The sequence below is a fragment of the Actinoplanes philippinensis genome, assembly GCF_900113015.1.
Lineage (GTDB): Bacteria > Actinomycetota > Actinomycetes > Mycobacteriales > Micromonosporaceae > Actinoplanes > Actinoplanes philippinensis.
In genome coordinates this window covers 98,983-119,358 of the sequence record NZ_FONV01000004.1, presented here as the reverse complement: position 1 = coordinate 119,358, position 20,376 = coordinate 98,983, and the positions used below count along the sequence as shown (strand labels likewise).

Here is a 20,376-nt window from a genome sequence, read left to right as displayed (position 1 = left end):
CCGGCTCAGAACTGCGGCTGGCTCAGAACTGCGGCGCCGTCCGCTCGATCGGGGCCAGGCCGGCGATCACCAGGGCCAGCTGCTCGGTGGCCGTCCACTCGTGGCGGGCCTCCTGCAGCAGGCCGGGCAGGGCGGACAGCGGCGCGGTCATGTCGACGGCCCGCTCCGGATCGAACGCCGGCTCGTGATCCTCCAGCCGCTCCCGGAACGCGTCCGAGGCCAGCGACAGCACCTGGTTGTCGACGTCTCCGAAGAACAGCCCCGCGTCGGTGATCGCGTCGGCCAGCGGCACCCCCGCGATGATCTCCAGGGTGGCGATGTCGCCGGCGAGCACCGCCTCGGCGAGCGTGTGGGCGTGCTCCAGGCCGTCGAGCAGCCACTGGTCGGACCACATGCCCTCCCACGTCTCGGCGGCCACGTCGGCGCCGAAGTAGTCGGCCGGCCGGGTGTCGCCGGTGGGCGCGTCGAACAGGTCGCCGAGCGAGCCGGGCGGACGGCCCGCGGTGGACAGCGCCAGACCTCGCCGGACCCGGTCACGGTTGGTCTCGCCGGCCCGGCGCTCGTGGACGGCCGTGTCGGCGGCCGGGGCGTCGAACGCCGCATACAGATAGGTCAGCAGGTTGACCCGGGCGTAGTCGGCGGCGAACCGGAACGCGGCCTCGGTCGTCGCCGGTGGGGTGAAGCCGCTGCGACGGGCCAGCACCGCATCGATCCTGGCCTGCCTCGCGGCCACGGCGTCGCGGTCTCCGGCACGGAATCTGCTCGACATTCACCGAACGATACCGGCGTACCCCGATCCCGGTGGCCCCGCGGGAGCCCCCGGATGATCACCGCCGGGGGCGACCTGTCGCAGCAGCGCGTCGACGGCGGTCAGCAGTTGCCCGGCGGAGAACGGCTTCTCCAGGTGCCCCTCACCCGGCCGGGGCGGCGGTGGCTCGCCGGGATAGCCGGTGCAGTACAGCATCGGCAGCGTCGGGTCGGCCCGGCGCAACACCTCGGCCAGGCGAGGGCCGGACATCCGGGGCATCACCACGTCGGTGACCACCAGATCACAACGGTCCTGCGCGTGCGCCGTGACGGCCGCGTCGCCGCTGGTCGCCGACCGGGCCCGGTAGCCGCCGCCGGCCAGGATCCGGGCGATGCCGGCGCCGAGGACCGGCTCGTCCTCGACGACCAGAACGCTCTGCCCGCGGCCGCGGGGCGCCTGCCGTGCGCTGCGCCGGGACACGTCAGAGAAGTCGCCGGTGGTCCGGAGGTAGATCCGGAAGGTGGTGCCGGCGCCGGGTCGGGAGCTGACCGCGATGCCGCCGCCGGCCGCGGTGATGATCTCCCGTACCGTCGCCAGCCCCAGCCCGGTGCCGTGTCCCCGGGGTTTGGTGGTGAAGAACGGGTCGAAGATGCGCGTCACGATCTCCGGTGACATGCCCGCGCCGGTGTCGCTGACGAGGATCTCCAGGTAGCGGCCTGCCTGCAAGGCCGGACGGACCCCGGGCGGGCCGTCCTCGAAGTCGGCGGCGGTGGCCGCGAGGACCAGGCGGCCGCCGTCCGGCATGGCGTCCCGGGCGTTGACCGCCAGGTTGATCACGACCTGCTGCAGCTGCCCGGCGTCGGCGCGGATGAGGACCGGTTCCGGTGACGGCACGAGGGTCAGCGCGATGTGCTCGCCGAGGGTCCGGGAGAGCAGTGCGTACGACTCGGCGAGGACCGCGTTGCCGTCGAGGACCTCGTCGGGGCGTGCCGCATCGTGCCGGATGAAGCCGAGCAGTTGCCCGGTGAGCCCGACCGCCCGTTCGGCCGCGGTGCGGACGTGGCCCAGGTCGTCGCGGGTCTCGTCCTCGGCGTGCTCGGCGACGAACTCGGTGTAGTTGAGGATGATGCCGAGGATGTTGTTGAAGTCGTGGGCGATGCCGCCGGCCAGTTGCCCCAGGCAGGCCATCCGCTGCGCCTGCCGGGCCCGTTCGGCGTCGGCCCGCCGCCTGGCCTCGGCGATCACCGCCCCGATGACGGCCAGCGCGACCGCCACCACGCTCAGCATCACGATGTAGCGCCGCGTCGACCGGCCGACCGCCTCCAGGCCGGCGAAGTCCGTGTCCATCGCCGAGGTGGCCAGCGCCACCGACTCGTCGCAGCCCTGGGCGATCCGGCCGTACATCTCGTTGGAGCGGCCCATCACCAGCGCGGATGCGGTGGCACGGTCGGCGGCGCGCCCCGTCCGGTACAGCTGCACGGCCGCCCGGTCGACGGCCATGAACTCGTCGAACGCCGACCGCACACCCTGCACGATGTGGCGGATGTCCGGCGAGGCGGGCAGGTTCTCCAACGTGGTCAGGTCGCTGTTGAACCGGGCCGCCGCGGCGATGAACTGCGCCCGGCTGCCGCTCGAGTCGTCGGCGGCCCCGTCCATGCTCCGGGCGATGTCCAGCGCATACGCGTTCTGCCAGCCGTTGAGGTCGGCGGACCGGTATTTGACCTGGTCGGCGGCCTGGGCCAGATGCTGCGCCCGGCGGGCCTGATCGGCCATCCGCTCCTGCCGGGCCGAGACGGAGACACCCAGCACGACCATGGTGATCAGCACGCCGACGATCGCCACGTTGATCACCAGCCGGTTCCCGGACCGCCGGTTCGGCCGCCATCGCATACTGGCAGATCCTCCCAGCAATCCTCGACAGCCGTTGGTCTTTGCTGGTCAGACCATTTGCCGCGCTGGCCGCGAGCGGCATCCACGTGCTTGGATCGCGGGCATGGGAGTTGACAGGAAGGCTCTGGTCCTCGGCGGGGGCGGCGTCACCGGCGTGGCCTGGGAGATCGGGATGCTGCACGGGCTGGCCGGACACGGCGTCGACCTGACCGGCGCCGGGCTGTTCGTCGGGACGTCGGCCGGCTCCTCGGTGGCCGCTCAGGTGCTGTCGGGCGTACCGCTGAAGGATCTTTTCGACGCTCAGCTCGCCGACGCCACCGGTGAGCTGTCCGCCCGCATCGGCCCCGGTGTCCTGCTGGGTTTCCTGGTGGCCGGCCTCTGGCCGGGCGATCCGGTGCGCGGCCGGGCCTGGCTGGGCCGGCGGGCGCTGCGCACCCGCACCGCTGTCTCGGAGGCGGACCGGCGGGCGGTGATCGCCCGGCGCGTCGGCGACGGCGGCTGGCCGGCGGTCCGGTTGCGGATCACCGCGGTCGAGGCACAGACCGGGGAGGTACGGGTTTTCGACGCCGACAGCGGGGTCTCCCTGGTCGACGCCGTCGCCGCGAGCTGCGCGGTGCCGCTGGTGTGGCCGCCCACCACGATCGACGGGGTCCGCTACGTCGACGGGGGAGTGCGCTCGGTGGCGAACGTGGACCTCGCCGCGGGCGCCGATCGTGTGGTGGTGCTCGCGCCGACGACCCGCTCGGCGCGCCCGTCCGGCCGCCCCGACGTGCAGCTGAAAGCGCTCGGGGTGCCCGGCGCTGTGGTCTCCCCGGACGCGGCGGCGGTCCGGGCGATCGGCGCCAACGTGCTCGACCCGGCCCGCCGCCGCCCCGCCGCCGAGGCCGGATACGCGCAGGCCGCCGCCGAGGCCGGCCGGCTGCGCGACCTGTGGGGTCAGTAACGGAAGTGCGACACCAGCGTCCGCAGGCCGGCCGACATGCCGGCCAGCTCCGCGGTGGCCTGCTGCGCCTCGGTGACACCCTGCGTGGTGAGCTTGGCGGCCTCGGCGACGGTCGACACGTTCACCGCGATCGTGTCGGCGGCCTGCGCGGTGTCGGCGACACTGCGGTTCATCTCGGCGGTCGTCGCGGTCTGCTCCTCGACCGCCGACGCGATGGTGGTCTGGTAATCGCTGACCCGCCGGATCACCGCCGCGATCTCGCCGATCGCCGCGACCGCGCTGGTGGTGCCGTTCTGGATGGCGTCGACCCGCCGGATGATGTCCTCGGTCGCCCGCGCCGTCTCCTGGGCCAGCTCCTTGACCTCCCCGGCCACCACGGCGAAGCCCTTGCCCGCCTCCCCGGCCCGCGCCGACTCGATGGTCGCGTTCAACGCCAGCAGGTTGGTCTGCTCGGCGATCGACGTGATCACCTTGACCACCTCGGTGATCTCCCGGGACGACTCGCCGAGCGACGCGACAGTGCTGTTGGCGGCCTCGGCGGCCTGCACCGCGGTCACCGCGACCGCGGCGGCCTCGCTGGTGGAATGGGCGATCTCCCGGATCGACGCGCCCATCTGCTCGCTGCCGGCCGACACCGCCTGCACGTTCTGTGACACCTGACCGGCGGCTTCGGCGACCGTCTGCGCCTGCGCCGCCGACTCCTCGGCCGACGTGGCGATCTCGGTGGACGCCGCCGACATCTCCTCGGCCGCGCTGGCCAGCGCCGACGACGATTCGTCGATGGTGCGCATGACCTCGCCCAGCGAGGTGAGGCTGCGACGCAGCGCTCCCGCCATCTGGGCGACCTCGTCCCGGCCGGTGACCTCGACGGGGGTCGCCAGGTCGCCGTCGGCCAGCAGGTCCAGCCGCCGGCGGATCCGCCCCACCGGCCCGGTCACCGAACCGGTGACCACGGCGGCGAGCGCCACCGCCAGAACCACCGCCCCGAGGCCGACCGCCCAGGTCAGGCGGGTGCCGGTGGTGTGGGCGGCCGCGGCCGCACGCTCGGCGGCGGCGAACTCGTCGTCGGCGGTCGTGGCCGCCCGGTCGAGCAGGTTCCCGATCTGCTCGAACAGCTCGATCTCCTTGCCCAGCACCAGCTCGTTGGCGGCCCGGTCGGTGCCGGCCGCGTAGAGCCGGGCGATCTCGGCGTCGACCGTCATGAAGTCGTCGAGCACCCCGCCGATCTGTGCCAGCGTCTCCCGGGCCGCGGCGGTCGGCGCCTGACCGGCGGCCGCCCCGATCCGGTCCCGGAACGTGCCGACCGACGCCAGGAACGCGGCCCGCGACGACCCGGTGTCGGCGGCGGCGTCCGCCACGCCACGCAGCGCGTCGAAGGCGTACGCCGTCTGCCAGCCGTTGAAGTCGGCCGCGGAGAACTTCGCATCCTTCACGGTCACGACGAACTGCTGAGCCTGCTTCATCCGGCCGGCTGCGGCCTGCTGCCTCGCCGACGCGTCCAGCGCGGCGGCCATCATCATCAGCATGAGCCCGACGACGACGGCGAAAGCCACCGCCAGTCGTGCTCCGAGGCGCATCCGGGTCAGGATCGTCACACCGACATGATCGGCCGGGCAGCCGAGCCGGTGAGTCCATTTCGCGGAATGCCGGTTCCACGGCCGGCCCGTCCGGACGACTGCGCTGTCATCATGCCTCCATGACGGGTCGTGCGCTCAGATGGATGGTGTCGGGATTCCTCGTCGTCGCGGGGCTCACCGGTCTCGTGGTGCTGCTGGCCGGGCAGGGGCTGGACCGTGCGGAGAAGTGGACATCGCTGGTCGGCGCGTTCGTCTCGGCCGGGCTGGGGCTGGCGGGGCTCACGCTGGGCCGGCTCACCCACCGGCAGTCCACCTCCGCGGGCGGAGTCAGCCGTACCGGCGCGGCCACCGCGACCGGGCCGGGCAGCATCGCGATCAGCGGTTCCCGCGGTGGTTCGGGGGCCGTGGTCGAGGACACCGGCGACGCGAACGCCGAGGACGGTGGGTACGCCGTCTCCGGCGAGGACAGCAGCGCCTGATCAGGAGGCGGCGCGCAACTCGCTCAGCACCTCGTCCGCCAAGGGGCCGATCACGGCCGCGGGGAGGTGCTCCAGGGTCGTCGTCCAGCGGCCGAGGCGGGCCGCGCGTATCAGCAGCTCGTGTGCCTCGGCTCCGGTGGCGTGCGCCGACATCCCGGTGAGGGTCTCGGCCCGGGTCTGCGGATCATCGATCATCTCGGCCAGCGCGGTCGCTCGGGCGTGGTCGCCGCTCTCCGCCGCCGCCAGAGCCACCACATGCCGGGCGTTGTCACGATCGTAGTCGGCGGTGATCGTCTCGATGACCGCCTCGGCCTCGTCGAGCTTCCCAAGCCGCGCTTCGATGCCGACCAGGCCGACCCTGCACTTGTCACGCCAGAACGGATCCGGAATCTCGACGAGTATCTCCCTCACCCGGCCGGGGTCCTCGACGTGCAGGCCGGCAAGGTTCACCAGGGCTTGCCCCCGTAATCCCGGATCCTCGATCGATCGGGCGATTCGTTCCGCCCTCGCGGCTTCCGCGCGCGGGAGGAGAAGGAAGGCAAGGGCACTCTCGCGTTCGTAGGAATCCTCCATCGCCCGTATCTCGGCCTCCACTCGATCGGGGGCGCCGGGATCGTCGGAGCGGAGGGCTATGTCCATCAGGATCCGGGCGCGCTGCCGAGCGTCGCCGATTGTCCGGGCCAGCGATGTTTCCTGCTCTCCCGTCGGCCCTTCGAGGGCTGCCATGGAAAGGATTCTCTGTTCGGGGTCGGAGATGGCGGTCGTCAACTCCTTGGCGTGATCGACGTCCCCGGTAATCCGGGCCAGCACGGCGAGGGACGCCAGGCGGCCGTCGCGATCATTGATTGCCTCGGCGAGTTTCCGGGCACGTTCGTGATCATCCTGGTCGATCGCGTCCCACATGAGGATCTCGGCCAGCGTTCTCCGGCGTTGCGGATCGACGATGAAAGCGGCGATCTCCGCCGCCACCCGCGGTGTGCCGGTCCGTGCCGATGCTCTGGCGATGTCGAGGAGCGCTTGATCTCGTGCATAGGGCTCGATGGTCGACCGAGCCGCCTGTTCGGCCCGGAGGGCAAGCCGGTGGGCCAGGCCGGGGTCGTCATCGACGATGTGCAGGCCTATCTCGGACAGCGCATCACCGTACTCACGAAGGCAATGGTGGCGAATGTTCACGTCACCCGGCACCACGATGCGCTCCGCAATGGCCAGGGCCCGCTCGATGTCTCCACTTCGTGCGATCGAGGAGGCGAACCTGCGTAACGCCCACGATTGCCAATACGGGCTGCCGGCCAGGGACTGGACGATTGATTCGGCCCAGGCTTCGTCGGCGTCGCTGTTGATGTCTCCGACCAGGATGGCCAGAGCGTTGTCCCGACGATCCGGCTGGCGAATGGCCCGAACGATGGATTCGGCGCGGTCCAGCTCACCTCGATCGACCAGGGTGAACGCAAGACTGATCGAGGAACTCCAGTGCTTGTCGGCGTCGGTGAAGCCGTCGAGTTCCTGCTGCGCCTGGTCGAGCAGCGCCCCAGCCTGATCCGGCAGCGCATCGGCGAGTCGCATGAGCAATGCGAACCGGGTCTCGGGATCGTAGGCCTCCGCCAGCAGACGTTCCGGGTCGGCGTCGTCGGGCAGTTCCGCCTCCGGTTCCGGCGGCTCGATGCCCGTGTAGGGCGGCTTCAGCAGGGGGGTCAGACTCTCGGCGCGATCCCCTTCGCCCAGATCTCGCAGGGTCTGGATCAGCGAGTGGACGGCCCGTGCACCCCTGGACCCGTCGTTCGGGTCGTCGATCGCCCTCGCGAGGGCCTCGGCGCGGGCCGGATGGCCGAGCCGTGCCCACAGGCTCGGAAGGTCGGAAGGAATATTGGCGTTGCGCAACCGCAGGGTGTCGCGCCGCCGGGCCAGCCGGATCATGGTGAGCAGGTCCGCGCCCGGCTGCCGCATCAACTCGTCCTGGGTGGCCGTCACCTCGGCCACCGCGAAACTGTCACCGCCGGTGAGGTCGAGCATCCGGTCGTGGCGTACGGCGTCCAGCGCCGCCGAGACCATCCGAGCCGGATCCCCGGTCTCGGTGAGCAGGTCGAAGTATCCCCGCAGCAGGTACTCCGGGGTGCCCTCGGGCCAGCCGCGGTCCCGGTACGTCCCGGCCCAGACGTGCAGCCGCTCCCGATGACGAGCCAGACCACCGGGCCCGAGCAGCGCCTCCGCCCGTTTCTGCAGCTCCTCGTGCCCCAGCAGGTAGACGTCGGCGTCGGGCCGCCACTGCTGTGCCCGGCGGCTGAACGTCCGCGCCGACGCCGCGCCCAGCTGTTTCGCGATCCGCCGTGGCGACAGCGTGGTCAGCTCGGCGAGGTCCTGGCCGGAGAGTCCACCGCGGGCGGCGGTCAGCAGCCCGAGCAGCTCCTGTTCGGCGGGCGTACCGTCAGCCAGCCGGTCCAGTTCACGTTCGGCGGCTTCGCGCACCACCTCGGCGTACGCGGACGGCGCCAGCGTGCGCACGATCCCGGGATCGCGCAGTGGATGCCGGTCCGGGACGTCGGACGGGATCGGCGGGTCCGGCCGCCCGGCCACGATGATCCGCAGACCGTCGGGCGGTTCGGCGGGCAGCAGCGCGGCGATGCTGTGCCCGTCGGCGCCGGTGGTGACCCCACGGTCCTCGTCGAGCCCGTCGACGACCAGGATCAGCCGCTCACCACGCTCGCGGCAGAACGCCGAGGCCTCCCGCAGCAGATCGAGGAACACCCCGTCCCGGGTGGCCTCGGTCACGAGCCCCGGTGCCGGCTGGCCGGTGAGCTGCGCCAACTGCTCGCCGACCGCGTCGGTGAAGGCGACCCGGTCGCTCTGCCCGGCCCACCGTGACGTGACGAAGAACGACACCACCCGTACCCCGGCCGGCGGCGTGAGCACGAACGTGGCCATCAGCGCCGACTTCCCGGTCCACGCCGGGGCGCGCCACCACGCGTACGGCCCGGAGCCCTCGGGAGCCGTACAGAACCGGACGAGCGTGGCCATCTCCTCGTCCCGGCCGACGAGCCGGCTGGGAGCGAACCGCCGGACCTGTTCCCGATAAGCCGAGCGGGCGGGTGGGGGTCCGCCGATCTGGATCGACCCGACCGCGCCGCTGACCGCCACGCCCCCGGCGCTGGCCGTGGCGTCCCCGCTGCTCCGGACGACGGTCCGGTTCGGCTTCCACCACGGCATGCCACCGATCCAAGCAGCCGCAGTCGCGGCGGGCAACGTCGATGCCGGGCGGGATGGGGCGGCACCCCGGAGGCGGCGCGCGCCTCCGGGGTGGCGACGGTCAGCCGAGGCGCCAGAACTGGGCGGCCAGGCCGTTGCAGGGGTAGAGCGACAGCCGGGCGCCGTTGGCGGTGTCCCAGTTGTAGTTGTCGAGGCAGGTGTTGCCGGCCACGTTGCGCAGCGAGAACCAGCCGCTGCCGCGGTCCTGGACGATCCACTGCTGGGCGGTGGAGCCGTTGCAGGTGTAGAGGCCGACGTCGGCGTTCGACGCGGTGCTGGCGGTGATGTTCGACAGGCAGGTGCCGGTGTTGCGGTTGCGGATCTCGTAGTACGTGCCGTTCCGGTAACTCAGCTCGAACTGCTGGGCGGTGCCGCCGTTGCAGTCGTAGAGCTTGACCAGCGCGTTCGGTGTGGTGTCCCGGTTCCAGTTGTCGACGCAGCGGTTGCTGTGCTGGCCGCGGATGCCGGGGTTGGTGACGGTGCTGGGGATCGGCTGGCCGAAGAACGGGTCGCCGTTCTCGCGCCACAGCAGCTGCTGCACGCGGGTGTGCCGGTTCGGGTCGGTCAGCGCGTCGGGCGTCGGGGTGGCGTAGTCCCGCGCGTGGTAGACCAGCATGTCGGTGACACCGTCCTCGGCGACGGTGAAGCTGCCGTGCCCGGGGCCGTAGACGCCGTTCGCGGTCTGGAACACCGGGTTCGGGTGCTTGTACCAGGACGCCGGGTCGAGCAGGTCGGCGGTGTCCCACGAGGAGAGCAGGCCCAGCTTGTAGCGCGAGTCGGTGGCCGACGCCGAGTAGGCGATGTAGACGCGGCCGTTCTTGACCAGCGGGGACGGGCCCTCCACGACGCCGGCCACGCCCTCCTTCTCCCACGCGACGGTCGGCCGGGCGATCTCCACGGCGGTGCCGGTGATGGCGGTCGGACCGTTCATCCTCGCCAGGTACAGGTGGCTGTTGAAGCTGGTCGACGGGCTGTCCTGGGCCCACGCGAAGTAGCGCACGCCCTTGTTGACGAAGACCGCCGCGTCCAGCTGGAACGACTCCCAGCCGGTGTTGAAACGCTGGGGCGCGCTCCACGTACCCGTCATGGGGTTGGCACTGGTGTTGCGGATCCAGTAGAGACGCTGGTCGAAGACGGCGGTGCTGGGGGAGGCGGAGAAGTACATGTACCAGGCGCCGTCGATGTACTGGATGTCCGGCGCCCAGATCCAGCCGCTGAGCGCTCCGCTGGACGGCGCGACGAACGCGTTGGACGTGGCGGCCGAGCCGAGGCCCTGCAGGGTGGTGGCGCGGCGCAGCTCGACGCGCTTGTAATCGGGCACCGAGGCGGTCATGTAGTAGTAGCCGTCGGTGTGCTTGAAGATCGCGGTGTCGGCGCGTTGTTTGATGACCGGGTTGGCGATCGCGACGAACTGGGCGGTCGCCGGGGCGGCGAGTCCGGCCAGCAACACGACCATCAGGGCCAGCACGACCGTTACCTTGCGGCGGACGCGAGCGGGGAGACACATCGAGAACTTCCTTGCCAGAGGGTGGTACGGGACGAGGTGTGATCGTTAACATGCACGTCGATGTGACGTGCGTCAAGAAACCTCGTCGAAATCTGGCGCTCACCCCCGCCGGCGGCCGTCCCGCAGCCCGCCGGCCGGTTGACGGTGTCTAGGCCACGGCGATGGCGGACCGCAGCAGGCTGAGGGCGACGTCCCCGGCAGGCATCGGTTTGGCCAGGTAGTAGCCCTGGGCCAGGTCGCAGCCGATCTCGGCGAGGGCGGTCAGCGTCGGTTCGTCCTCGATGCCCTCGGCCACCACCGTCAGGCCCAGGTTGTGGCCCAGTTCGACGGTCGAGGCCACGAGCGCCCGGGCGCCACGGTCGGTGCTCATGTCCTTGACGAACGAGCGGTCGATCTTCAGCTCGTCCAGCGGCAGCAACCGCAGGTACGTCATCGAGGAGTAGCCGGTGCCGTAGTCGTCGACGGAGATCTTCACGCCCAGGGCGCGCAGCCGGTGCAGGGCGTCGATGGCGGTGTTCGGGTCGCTCATGATGCTGTACTCGGTGACCTCGATGCCGAGCAGGTCGCCGGGCACGCCGGTCTGCCGCAGCAGGGCCGCGACCCGGGACGGGAAGCTGGCGTCCAGCAGCGAACGGGTGGAGATGTTGACCGCCACCGGGACCCGGTGCCCCAGGTTGAGCCAGGCCCGCGCCTGCGCCAGCGCCTGGGTGAGCACCTGCTGGGTGAACCGGTGGATGAGCGTGGTGGCCTCCAGGACCGGGATGAAGTCGCCGGGCGAGATGGGTCCCTTGACCGGGTGCCGCCAGCGGGCGAGCGCCTCGACCCCGGCAAGCGTCCCGGTGCTGATGGAGACCTTGGGCTGGTAGTGCAGGGTGATCTCGTCACCGGTGTCCAGGGCGCGACGCAGGTCGCCGAGCAGGGTGAGCCGGGCGTTGCTGTCCTCGGTGCGCCCGGCCGAGAACCGGCGGAACCCGAGACGCTGCTGCTTGGCGATGGTCATGGCGACGTCGGCGTGCCGCAGCACGGTCGGCACGTCCTCGCCCGGGCCGGCGGTGGCCGCGCCGACGCTGACCTCCAGGTCGACGGTGATGTCGTCGATGACGAACGGCTCGTCGAAGGCGTCGGTCAGGCGGGTGGCGATGGTCTCCCCGATGGCCGGGTCGGCGTCGCGCAGCAGGATGCCGAACTCGTCGCCGCCGAGGCGGGCCACGAAGTCGTGGGTGCGTACCGACTCCTGCAGACGCCGGCCGACGTGGGTGAGCAGCAGGTCGCCGATCCGGTGACCGAGCTGGTCGTTGACGTCGCGGAAGCCGTCGAGGTTGACCACCAGCACGGTGGCCCGGCCCAGGCGGGGCTGTTTCGGCCGTCGCCGGTGGCTGGCGTCCTCGGCCAGCGCGGTGCCGGTACGGGCGGAGAACTCGGTACGGTTCGGCAGGCCGGTCAGCGGGTCGGTGGCCGCCATCGTCTCCACCTGGCGGCGGTGCGAGCGGGTCGACCGGCTGAACATGACGAGCACCATGAGGCTCACCGCGAAACCGAGCGCGTTGCCCCACAGCTGCCGCTGGGACTCGGCCTCCGCGGCGGCCTGCTTCTCGGTGTGGTCGGCCAGGTGGTGGCGCTGCTCGGCCAGCACGGTCGTCATGATCGTGGTGGTGGTGGGCTTGATGACCTGTTCCAGGCGGGCCGTCGCGATGTCCAGGGCACGCCGGTCGATCAGGTCGAGGTATTCGTCGAGCTGTGGCTTCAGCGCCCGGTGCGCCTGCACCAGACGGGTGGTGAGCTCGAAGTCCTGGACGTCGACGATCGCCATGTCCTCCATGGCGAGCTGGGCCTGCCGGTGCACGCCCATCAGCTGGTACCGCTCTTCGCCGTCGGGCTCGCGCAGCGCCGCCTGGATCACCGACATCTCCCAGGTGACCAGGTAGGCGGTCTGCTGGTAGGCGTCGGTGTTGGCGCTGTCCTGAGCCACCTCGGAGACGATCACCGACTGCCGCCAGCTGCCGAACACCGCATAGCCGGACATGCCCGCAAGAATCACTGCGAGCACGCCCACCAGCCATCGCGAATGCCCACGCACCGCAGCCATCATCACCTTCCGGAGTCCACCGTTGCCCTCTCATCGGCGAACTCGGGAACCGCATGACCCTCAGCGGGTTGCACCCCGGGTGCTAGTGCCCCCGATCACACGGCGTAGCCGTACTGTTCCAGGAAGCGCGGGGTCGCGCCGAGGGCGACGGCCGCGTGGTTGGGCCAGGACGGGTCGCGCAGCAGGGCCCGGCCGAGGAAGACGGCGTCGGCCTGGCCGGTGGTGAGCAGCTCTTCGGCCCAGCCCGGCTCGGTGATGCGGCCGACCGCGCCGACGGTCACCTTCGCCTCGTCGCGGACCCGGGCGGCCAGGGCGGTCTGGTAGTCGCGGCGGTCCGGCACGGGCGCCGGCTCGACGCCGCCGGAGGACGCGTCGATCAGGTCGACGCCGTGCTCGCCGGCCAGCCGGGCCAGCTCGACGGAGTCCTCGACGGTCCAGCCGCGGCGGTCGTGGCGGGTGTCCTCGGTGATCCAGTCGGTGGTGGAGATCCGCAGGAAGACCGGCAGCTCGTCCGGCCAGACCGCGCGGACCGCGTCGATCACCTCGAGGACGATCCGGGCGCGGTTCGCCAGGCTGCCGCCGTACTCGTCGTCACGGTGGTTGGACGCCGGCGACAGGAACGAGCTGAGCAGGTAGCCGTGGGCGGCGTGGATCTCGGCGACCTGGAAACCGGCACGCAGCGCACGGCGGGCCGCGGCGGCGAACGACGCCACCACCCCGGCGATCTGCTCCCGGTCGAGCGGCGCGGGCTCGGGGTGGCCGGGGAACGGCTGCGCGCTGGGCCCGACCACCGGCCAGCCGTCGCCGGGCGGCAGCGCCCCGCCACCCTTCCACGGGCGGTTGGAGGCCGCCTTGCGCCCGGCGTGCGCCAGCTGGACGGCGGGGACGGCGCCGCCGGCGGTGATCGCGTCGGCGAGCCGGCGGAACGCCGGGATCTGCTCGTCGGACCACAGGCCCAGGCACCAGGGCGTGATCCGGCCCTCCGGGCGGACCCCGGTCGCCTCGATCATCACCAGGCCGGCCCCGCCGGCGGCCCGGGAGGCGTAGTGGCTCAGGTGGAAGTCGGAGGGAAAGCCGTCCTCGGCCGAGTAGGTGCACATCGGCGACATCCACACCCGGTTCGGGATCCGCAGGTCACGCAACTGGAGAGGCTCGAACAGCTCAGCCACCGTAGACATCCGTTCGATAGGCGTCGTAGTACGAAGGTGTTCGTACAAACGGCGACGTTAGTACGATGACCGGCGTACATTCAAGGCGCGGGACGGAGGGCCCCCTCACATGCGCACGCTGGAGCACCCGAGCCCCGCCGACTTCGACCTCGACGCCGTGCTGTCCGCCCTCGCCGACCCGGTGCGCCGCATGATCGTGTGCCAACTCGCCGACGGCCACCAGGACCAGGCGTGCATCGCCTTCGCCCTGCCGGTCGGCAAGTCCACCTCCACCCACCATTTCCGGGTCCTGCGCGAGGCCGGCATCATCGAGCAGCGCTACCAGGGCACCGCCATCCTCAACTCGCTGCGCGCCGCCGACCTGGACACCCGGTTCCCCGGGCTGCTCGCCGCGGTCCTCGCATCGGCCCGCGGCCCGGTCAGCCCGCGCTGAGCCCGAAACGGCGCACCACGTCGGCCAGCCACGGCCGGTCGACGAACGACAGCCCGTGCTCGGCCGCCAGCGCGGCGCCCCGCTCCGGGTCCGGGTCGCCGGCCTCCACCATGTCGACGACCGCCCGGAAGAACAACTCGAACCCGGCCGGGCTGATCACCTCGATCATCCGGGCCGGCTCGGACCCGGCGTTCCACATGGCGTGCGCCTCGCCCCTCGGCTTGACGATGTAGCCGCCCGCGCCGAGCACCGCCTCCCGGTCCTCGGAGCGGAACCCGATCAGGCCCGCGGTCACGATCGACGTCTCGTCCTCCAGGGTGTGCACGTGCGGCGGCACCAGAGCGCCCGGCGGGAACTCGTGCTCGACGATCGCCAGCGCGCCACCGGTGTCGGCGCCCCAGACCTTGAAATCCACGGTGATCGCGCCGAGATCACCCTTGCGTCCCTCACCGGGACCGACGACACGCAGTTGACTCATGGGCGAAACCCTCGTGATCTGCTCGACGGGCGTCAATCCAAATAGCGGTACGCCGACCGGCGAGGATGGGCACATGCTGATCTCCGTCGTCGTGCCGGTCTACAACGAGGAGCACTTCCTGCGCGCCTGCCTGGACGCGATCCTGCGCCAGCACGAGCCGGTCCACGAGATCGTCGTGGTCGACAACGGCTCCGACGACGCCACCCCGCGGATCCTCGGCGAATACGCCGGACGGGTGACGGTCCTGCACGAGCCGCGCCGGGGCGTCCAGCACGCCCGCAACCGGGGACTCGACGCGGCCACCGGCGACGTGCTCGGCCGCATCGACGCCGACACGCGGCTCGATCCTAGCTGGTCCCGGGCGGTCCGCCGGACTTTTCAGGACCCGGCCGTGCAGGCCGCGACCGGGCCGGTCACCTACTACGACATGGCGCTGGCCCGCCTCGTCGACGGCGGCGACGCGCTCTTCCGCCGGGTCTGGGGCCGCGGCCCGCTCGACTGGCTGCTCGGCGCCAACATGGCGATCAGATCAACGGCCTGGCATCGGGTACGCCCGGAGCTGTGCACCGACGAGCACGTGCACGAGGACATCGACCTGGGCATCCACCTGCACCGTGGCGGCGCCGGCACGGTGTTCGCCCCCGGCATGCGCGCCGGCACCTCGGCCCGCCGGATCGCGAACCGGTTCGGCGCCTACCGCTCGTACACGCTGATGACCGAGCGGACCTACCGCCGCCACTCCGGCCGCTCGGCCGCCTACGCCCGCGCCTGGGTCACCGGCCGGATTCAGCTTCTGCTGTTTCCCGCGCTGCGCCTGGCGTACGCGCTGGCCCAGCCCCGCCGGTGGGCGACGCTGCGCAGCGACGGCGGCCGGAAGAACCCGATGCTGCCCGGCCGCTGAACACGCCGATCCAGCCCAGCCCGGTGAAGAGCGCGACCCGCTCCAGCAGGCCGCTCGGGGTGGCCGCCAGGACCCCGGCGGCGTCCAGCAGCACCAGCCCGGTCGCCGCCGTGAACAGCGTCGTCACGACGCCCGCCACCAGCAGCGCCGGGCGACGCGGCCCCAGCCGGGACACCGCGCCGACCCCGGCGACGGCCAGCGTGACCGAGATCATCTGATGGATCAGCCCGCGCACGGTGTGCTCGACCGGCACGCCCGGCGGAAAACCGAGGCCCGCGTCGGTACGCACCACGGCCAGCGCGATCAGGCACACCCCGCACCACAGCACCAGCCCGGCCGCCCACCGGTCCGCCCGGCGCCACAGCCCGGCCGCGGCCAGGATCAGCCAGAAACCGCAGGTCGCGAGGTTGGCCGCGCCGATCCAGCCGTACTCGCCGAGGCCCAGGTGGCTGATCCACTGCCGCATCGGATCGAAGCCGGGGCGCAGCAGGCCGTCCACCGTGGTCACCACGGGCATCTGCACGGCGGCGAGCACGCCGAAGAACGGCAGCACCCGCGTCACCCCGCCCATGACCGGCAGACTACGTCGACGCCTCAGCAGGGGTGGCGACGCGTACGGCGTACCGTAAGGATGTCCGCATGTTTGGGGTTTTCTCGGTGGTGTTCTGGGCCTTCCTCGTCGTCACCTGCCCGGTCTTCTTCGTCGGCGCGGTGCTGGTGTGGCTGGTGACGCTGCCGTTCGACCGCCGCCGGGTGGCCCTGCATCTGTACTCGTGCGCGTGGGCGTCGTTCTACGTCTACATCTGCCCGTTGTGGCGGCTGAGCGTGCGCCACCGCGACCGGCTGCCCTGGCGCGGGCCCGCCGTGCTCGTCGCCAACCACGCCTCGCTGATCGACATCCTGGTGCTGTTCGCGCTGTTCCGGCCGTTCAAGTACGTCTCCAAGCAGGAGATCTTCCGGGTGCCGGTGATCGGCTGGAACATGCGCCTCAACGGGTACGTGCCGCTGGTCCGCGGCAGTGGCGCGTCGGTGCGGCGGATGATGGAGCTCTGCGACGCTCACCTGCGCGCCGGCTCCCCTCTGATGATCTTCCCGGAGGGCACGCGTACGTCCGACGGCGCGCTGCAGCGGTTCAAGAACGGCGCGTTCGACCTGGCCGTACGCCATGATGTGCCGGTCTTTCCGATCGCCGTGCACGGCACCCGGCAGGCGCTGCCGCGCGCGGGTTTCGTGCTGCGCGAGCACATCCGCGCCCGCGTCGAGGTGCTGCCACCCCTGCTGCCCGGTGACTTCGCCGACGCCGCGGCCCTGCGCGACGCGGCCCGGGCGGCGATCGCGGCCGAGCTCGGGCAGTGAGGATCGCGCACTTCTGCGACAGCCACCCCGGCCGCCCCGACGGCGTGATCCGGTCGACCGAGATGCAGGTACGGCTCCTGCGCGCGGCCGGCCACCAGGTCGACCTGTACCGCCCCGGGCCGCTGCTGCGCCCCGGCGTCCGCTCGATCCCGGTGCCGTCGCGGCAGGTCCGGGTCGGCCTGCCGTTCACCCCGCGGCCCGCCGACATCGTCCACGCGCAGACCACCGGCCCGATCGGGATGACCGGGTTCCGTGCCGCCGCCGGCTGGCGGGTGCCGCTCGTCGTCACCTGGCACACCGACCTGATGGCGTACGCCGACCTGTTCGCCGAGATCCCGATCGGCGCCGCCTGGTGCGCCCTGCGCCTCGATCTGGGCTGGTCACCGCGCGAGTTCGGGGAACTGACCCGGCCCGGACGGGTCCGCCGCCTGCGGCTGGAGGCCCTCGGCCGGGCCATGTTCGCGCGGATGACGGTGGCGATCGCCCCGTCGGACAAGACCGCCGCCGGGTTCGCGGCGTTCGCGCCGGCCGCCGCGATCCGGGTGCTGCCGACACCGGTCACCACGGCCGGCCCGCGCTTGTCCCGGCCCCGCGGCGACGTGGTGCTCGCCGTCGGGCGGGGGACCGCCGAGAAGAACCCCGAGCTGCTGCTGCAGGCGTTCCGCCGGGTCCTCGCCGCCCGCCCGGCGGCCCGGCTGATCATGGTCGGCGTCCGGCAGCAGCGCCGCCACCTGCACCGCCGGATCACCGCGCTCGGGCTCGGCGGGCACGTCGAGGTGCATCCGCCGGTGCCGTACGAGCAGGTCACCGCGTTCTACCGGGCCGCCGACGTGCTCGCGTTCACCTCCACCACGGACACGCAGAGCCTGGTCCTGGCCGAGGCGGAAGCGGCCGGGCTGCCCGTGGTCGTCGTCGACCGGGGGCTGACGACCAGGCCGGGAGAGACCGGTGCGGGGCGGTTCGCCTGCGACCCGACCCCGGACGCGCTGGCCACGGGCCTGCTGCGGATGCTCGTCGACGACGGGTTACGGGCCACCACGATCCGCGACGGACTGGCGGCGGCGTCCGCGTACACCCCGGACGTGTTCGTGAATCGCCTGCTGGCGATCTATGAGCTGGCCTTGTCGGCGCGGCGCGGGTGAACCCGCCCGATGATCACCCGCGAGGCCTCGTCGCCCGGCCTTGCCGCGGCGTCGGGGATCGCCGGAAGCATGACGTTCAGCGCCGCCGCTGGGTGAGCCATCGCATCACGTCGAGGGCGTGCGACGCCGGATCCGGGATCGGGTGGAAGACGTGCTCCACCACGTCGTCGGTGACGATCAGGGTGAGCCGCTCGTAGACGGTCAGGTCGCCGGCGGTCCGGGTGGGCAGGCCGGTCGCGGCGGCCAGGGTCAGCCTCGGGTCCGGGATCAGGGGGTACGGCAGCCGCAGCCGATGAGCGAGCTCCCGCTGGTAGCCGGTCGACTGGGCGGACAACCCGTACACCCGGGCGGCCCCCGCGGCCAGCAGCTCCGCGTGGTGGTCGCGCAGCCAGTTGTCGCGGCCCGCGCCCCGCGCACCGTGCACCTCCAGCAGCCCGCGCGGCAGGTCGACGCCGGGCCGCCCGGTCAGCGGGTACACGAACACGATGCTGCGCCCCGGCCCCAGCGCGTGCAGGCTGATCGGCTGCCCGTCGGTGCCGTAGAAGTCCAGCTCCGGCAGCCGCCCGCCGACGAGACCGGCCGGCTCGCCACCGGGGGCCGGCGCGCCGGTGACGATCTGGCGGGCCGCCGTGTCGATCCGCGCGTCGAGCGCCTCCCGCTGCGCGGTCAGCTCCCCGATCCGGGCCGACAGGCTGGTCACCGTGCTGCGGAAGGTCGCCACCGCCGCCGCGCACACGTCGTCGTCGTTGGCCAGCGACTCCACGAACGGCCGGGTCTCCTCCACGGTCAGCCCCAGCGCCATCAGCTCCCGGATCTGCGCGACCTGCCGCTCGGCGATCGGATCGTAGTCGCGGTAGCCGTTGCCCAGCCGCCGCGGCACGACAAGCCCCGACTCCTCGTAGTAGCGCAACGCCCGGATGGTGGTCCCGGTCCGTCGCGCGAGTTCCCCCACGCGCATGCGGCGACCTTAAACCCATACCCGGGGGTACGGGTCAACGCGATTCTCCTCGCGATGACAACCCCGCGGGTGTACGGCCAGTCTGGTCCCGCCATCACGACGGACCAGGGAGTGTGTGAGATGACGGCGATCAGCCGGGTGTTCGGGCGGCAGATCCTCGACAGCCGGGGCAACCCGAGTGTCGAGGTCGACGTGGTGCTCGCCGACGGCTCGTCCGGGCGGGCCGCCGTGCCGTCCGGGGCGTCGACCGGCGCCGGCGAGGCGGTCGAGTTGCGCGACGGCGACCCGCGGCGCTTCCACGGCAGGGGCGTGAGCCAGGCGGACGCCGCGGTCAACGGCGAGATCGCCGCCGCGGTGACCGGCCTGCACGCCGAGGAGCAGGCCCTGATCGACGCCACGATGATCGAGCTGGACGGCACCAAGGACAAGGGCCGGCTCGGCGCCAACGCGATCCTCGGCGTGTCCCTGGCGACGGCGAAGGCCGCGGCCCAGGCGCACCGGCAGCCACTGCACCGATACCTGGGCGGGGCCGGGGCGCGCCTGCTGCCGGTGCCGATGATGAACATCGTCAACGGCGGCGCGCACGCCGACAACCCGCTCGACTTCCAGGAGTTCATGATCGCCCCGGTCGGCGCGCCGACCTTCTTCGAGGCGGTACGGATGGGCGCCGAGGTGTTCCACACGCTGCGCCGCCGGCTGGCCGAGGCCGGGCACAGCACCAACGTCGGCGACGAGGGCGGGTTCGCGCCGTCCTTCACCGACGCCGACGAGGCGCTGCGCTTCGTGATGCGGGCCGTCGAGGACTCCGGCTACCGGCCCGGCGCCGACATCACGATCTGCCTCGACCCGGCGGCGTCCGAGTTCTTCCACGACGGCGCCTACGTGTACGCCGGGGAGAAGCTCACCCGTACCGTCGACGAGCACATCGCCTACCTGCTGGACCTGGCCGGCCGGTATCCGATCAGCTCGATCGAGGATCCGATGGCCGAGGACGACTTCGCCGGCTGGAAGAAGCTCACCGCCCGGGCCGGCGACCGTCTCCAGCTCGTCGGCGACGACGTCTTCTGCACCGACGCCGACCGTCTGACCAGCGGTATCGAGGGCGGCTACGCCAACGCGATCCTGGTCAAGGTCAACCAGATCGGCACGCTCACCGAGACGCTGCGTACGGTCGATACCGCGCACCGGGCCGGCTACCGGGTGGTGATGTCGCACCGCTCCGGCGAGACCGAGGACACCACCATCGCCGATCTGGCCGTCGCCACCGGCTGCGGGCAGATCAAGACCGGGTCGCTGTCCCGCAGCGACCGGACCGCCAAGTACAACCAGCTGATCCGCATCGAGGAGGAGCTGGGCCGGTCGGCTCTCTACGCCGGGACCCGATAGCGGTACCGCAGCTTGCGGCGTCCGGGTCTTGCGGCGTCGGTGGGCTCGTAACGTCGGTCGGCTCGTAACATCGGCGGCAGTGA

Annotated in this window: 16 protein-coding genes and 1 pseudogene; 7 read left to right on the top strand and 10 right to left on the bottom strand. The window is 72.0% G+C overall.

The window, feature by feature from the left end; translation table 11 throughout:
* Positions 1–22: 22 nt before the first annotated feature.
* Together BM290_RS10815 and BM290_RS10810 are read right to left on the bottom strand one after the other, a co-directional pair.
* Entirely contained in the window at positions 23–769 is a 747-nt protein-coding gene (locus BM290_RS10815; protein WP_093612725.1) for a hypothetical protein, read from the bottom strand.
* On the bottom strand, positions 770–2,638 hold the full coding sequence (locus BM290_RS10810) for a hybrid sensor histidine kinase/response regulator (RefSeq protein WP_093612723.1): 1,869 nt from the start codon (positions 2,636–2,638) through the stop codon (positions 770–772).
* Between the two features lie 103 nt (positions 2,639–2,741).
* On the opposite strand from BM290_RS10810, the gene BM290_RS10805 reads away from it, so the two are divergent.
* On the top strand, positions 2,742–3,581 hold the full coding sequence (locus tag BM290_RS10805; protein WP_093612721.1) for a patatin-like phospholipase family protein: 840 nt from the start codon (positions 2,742–2,744) through the stop codon (positions 3,579–3,581).
* Here the strand turns inward: BM290_RS10805 and BM290_RS49090 are convergent.
* Positions 3,575–5,176, bottom strand: a complete 1,602-nt coding sequence (locus BM290_RS49090) for a methyl-accepting chemotaxis protein (RefSeq protein WP_203779320.1) — start codon at positions 5,174–5,176, stop codon at positions 3,575–3,577. The genes BM290_RS10805 and BM290_RS49090 overlap by 7 nt on opposite strands.
* A gap of 101 nt (positions 5,177–5,277) precedes the next feature.
* On the opposite strand from BM290_RS49090, the gene BM290_RS10795 reads away from it, so the two are divergent.
* Positions 5,278–5,637: a hypothetical protein gene (locus BM290_RS10795; protein ID WP_143133693.1), complete on the top strand. Its 360-nt coding sequence runs from the start codon at positions 5,278–5,280 to the stop codon at positions 5,635–5,637.
* Here BM290_RS10795 and BM290_RS10790 read toward each other — a convergent pair whose 3' ends face one another.
* From BM290_RS10790 to BM290_RS10775, 4 genes are all read right to left on the bottom strand, one after another.
* A complete protein-coding gene (locus BM290_RS10790) occupies positions 5,638–8,838 on the bottom strand; it encodes a P-loop NTPase family protein (RefSeq protein ID WP_093612717.1) in 3,201 nt (1,066 codons plus the stop codon).
* Between the two features lie 100 nt (positions 8,839–8,938).
* Positions 8,939–10,345, bottom strand: coding sequence for a family 43 glycosylhydrolase (locus BM290_RS10785; RefSeq protein WP_239143514.1), 1,407 nt, complete (start codon positions 10,343–10,345; stop codon positions 8,939–8,941).
* Between the two features lie 187 nt (positions 10,346–10,532).
* On the bottom strand, positions 10,533–12,407 hold the full coding sequence (locus BM290_RS10780; RefSeq protein ID WP_177319653.1) for a putative bifunctional diguanylate cyclase/phosphodiesterase: 1,875 nt from the start codon (positions 12,405–12,407) through the stop codon (positions 10,533–10,535).
* 158 nt (positions 12,408–12,565) lie between these two features.
* The gene (locus BM290_RS10775) at positions 12,566–13,648 is read right to left on the bottom strand and encodes an NADH:flavin oxidoreductase/NADH oxidase (RefSeq protein ID WP_342352048.1); all 1,083 of its coding nucleotides are present in this window, start codon (positions 13,646–13,648) and stop codon (positions 12,566–12,568) included.
* A gap of 100 nt (positions 13,649–13,748) precedes the next feature.
* Here BM290_RS10775 and BM290_RS10770 point away from each other — a divergent pair, with 100 nt between their 5' ends.
* Positions 13,749–14,072: an ArsR/SmtB family transcription factor gene (locus tag BM290_RS10770; protein ID WP_093612709.1), complete on the top strand. Its 324-nt coding sequence runs from the start codon at positions 13,749–13,751 to the stop codon at positions 14,070–14,072.
* Here BM290_RS10770 and BM290_RS10765 read toward each other — a convergent pair.
* Positions 14,059–14,550 carry a cupin domain-containing protein gene (locus tag BM290_RS10765; protein WP_093612707.1) on the bottom strand — a complete coding sequence of 164 codons (492 nt, stop codon included), beginning with the start codon at positions 14,548–14,550 and terminating at the stop codon, positions 14,059–14,061. The two genes, BM290_RS10770 and BM290_RS10765, sit on opposite strands and share 14 nt — an antisense overlap.
* Here BM290_RS10765 and BM290_RS10760 point away from each other — a divergent pair.
* Positions 14,549–15,217, top strand: a pseudogene (locus BM290_RS10760) (glycosyltransferase family 2 protein); the annotation flags it as partial. The gene BM290_RS10765 and the pseudogene BM290_RS10760 overlap by 2 nt on opposite strands.
* A 106-nt stretch (positions 15,218–15,323) precedes the next feature.
* Here BM290_RS10760 and BM290_RS49635 read toward each other — a convergent pair.
* Entirely contained in the window at positions 15,324–16,022 is a 699-nt protein-coding gene (locus BM290_RS49635) for a DUF998 domain-containing protein (RefSeq protein WP_093612703.1), read from the bottom strand.
* A gap of 68 nt (positions 16,023–16,090) precedes the next feature.
* Between BM290_RS49635 and BM290_RS10750 the strand changes: the two genes are divergently transcribed.
* Together BM290_RS10750 and BM290_RS10745 are read left to right on the top strand one after the other, a co-directional pair.
* On the top strand, positions 16,091–16,807 hold the full coding sequence (locus BM290_RS10750) for a lysophospholipid acyltransferase family protein (protein ID WP_093612701.1): 717 nt from the start codon (positions 16,091–16,093) through the stop codon (positions 16,805–16,807).
* The gene (locus tag BM290_RS10745; protein WP_093612699.1) at positions 16,804–17,949 is read left to right on the top strand and encodes a glycosyltransferase; all 1,146 of its coding nucleotides are present in this window, start codon (positions 16,804–16,806) and stop codon (positions 17,947–17,949) included. Before BM290_RS10750 ends, BM290_RS10745 begins: the two co-directional genes overlap by 4 nt.
* A gap of 76 nt (positions 17,950–18,025) precedes the next feature.
* Here the strand turns inward: BM290_RS10745 and BM290_RS10740 are convergent, their stop codons facing one another.
* Positions 18,026–18,907, bottom strand: a complete 882-nt coding sequence (locus tag BM290_RS10740) for a MerR family transcriptional regulator (RefSeq protein WP_093612697.1) — start codon at positions 18,905–18,907, stop codon at positions 18,026–18,028.
* Positions 18,908–19,027: 120 nt separating this feature from the next.
* On the opposite strand from BM290_RS10740, the gene eno reads away from it, so the two are divergent.
* A complete protein-coding gene (eno, locus tag BM290_RS10735; protein ID WP_093612695.1) occupies positions 19,028–20,293 on the top strand; it encodes a phosphopyruvate hydratase in 1,266 nt (421 codons plus the stop codon).
* Positions 20,294–20,376: the final 83 nt, after the last annotated feature.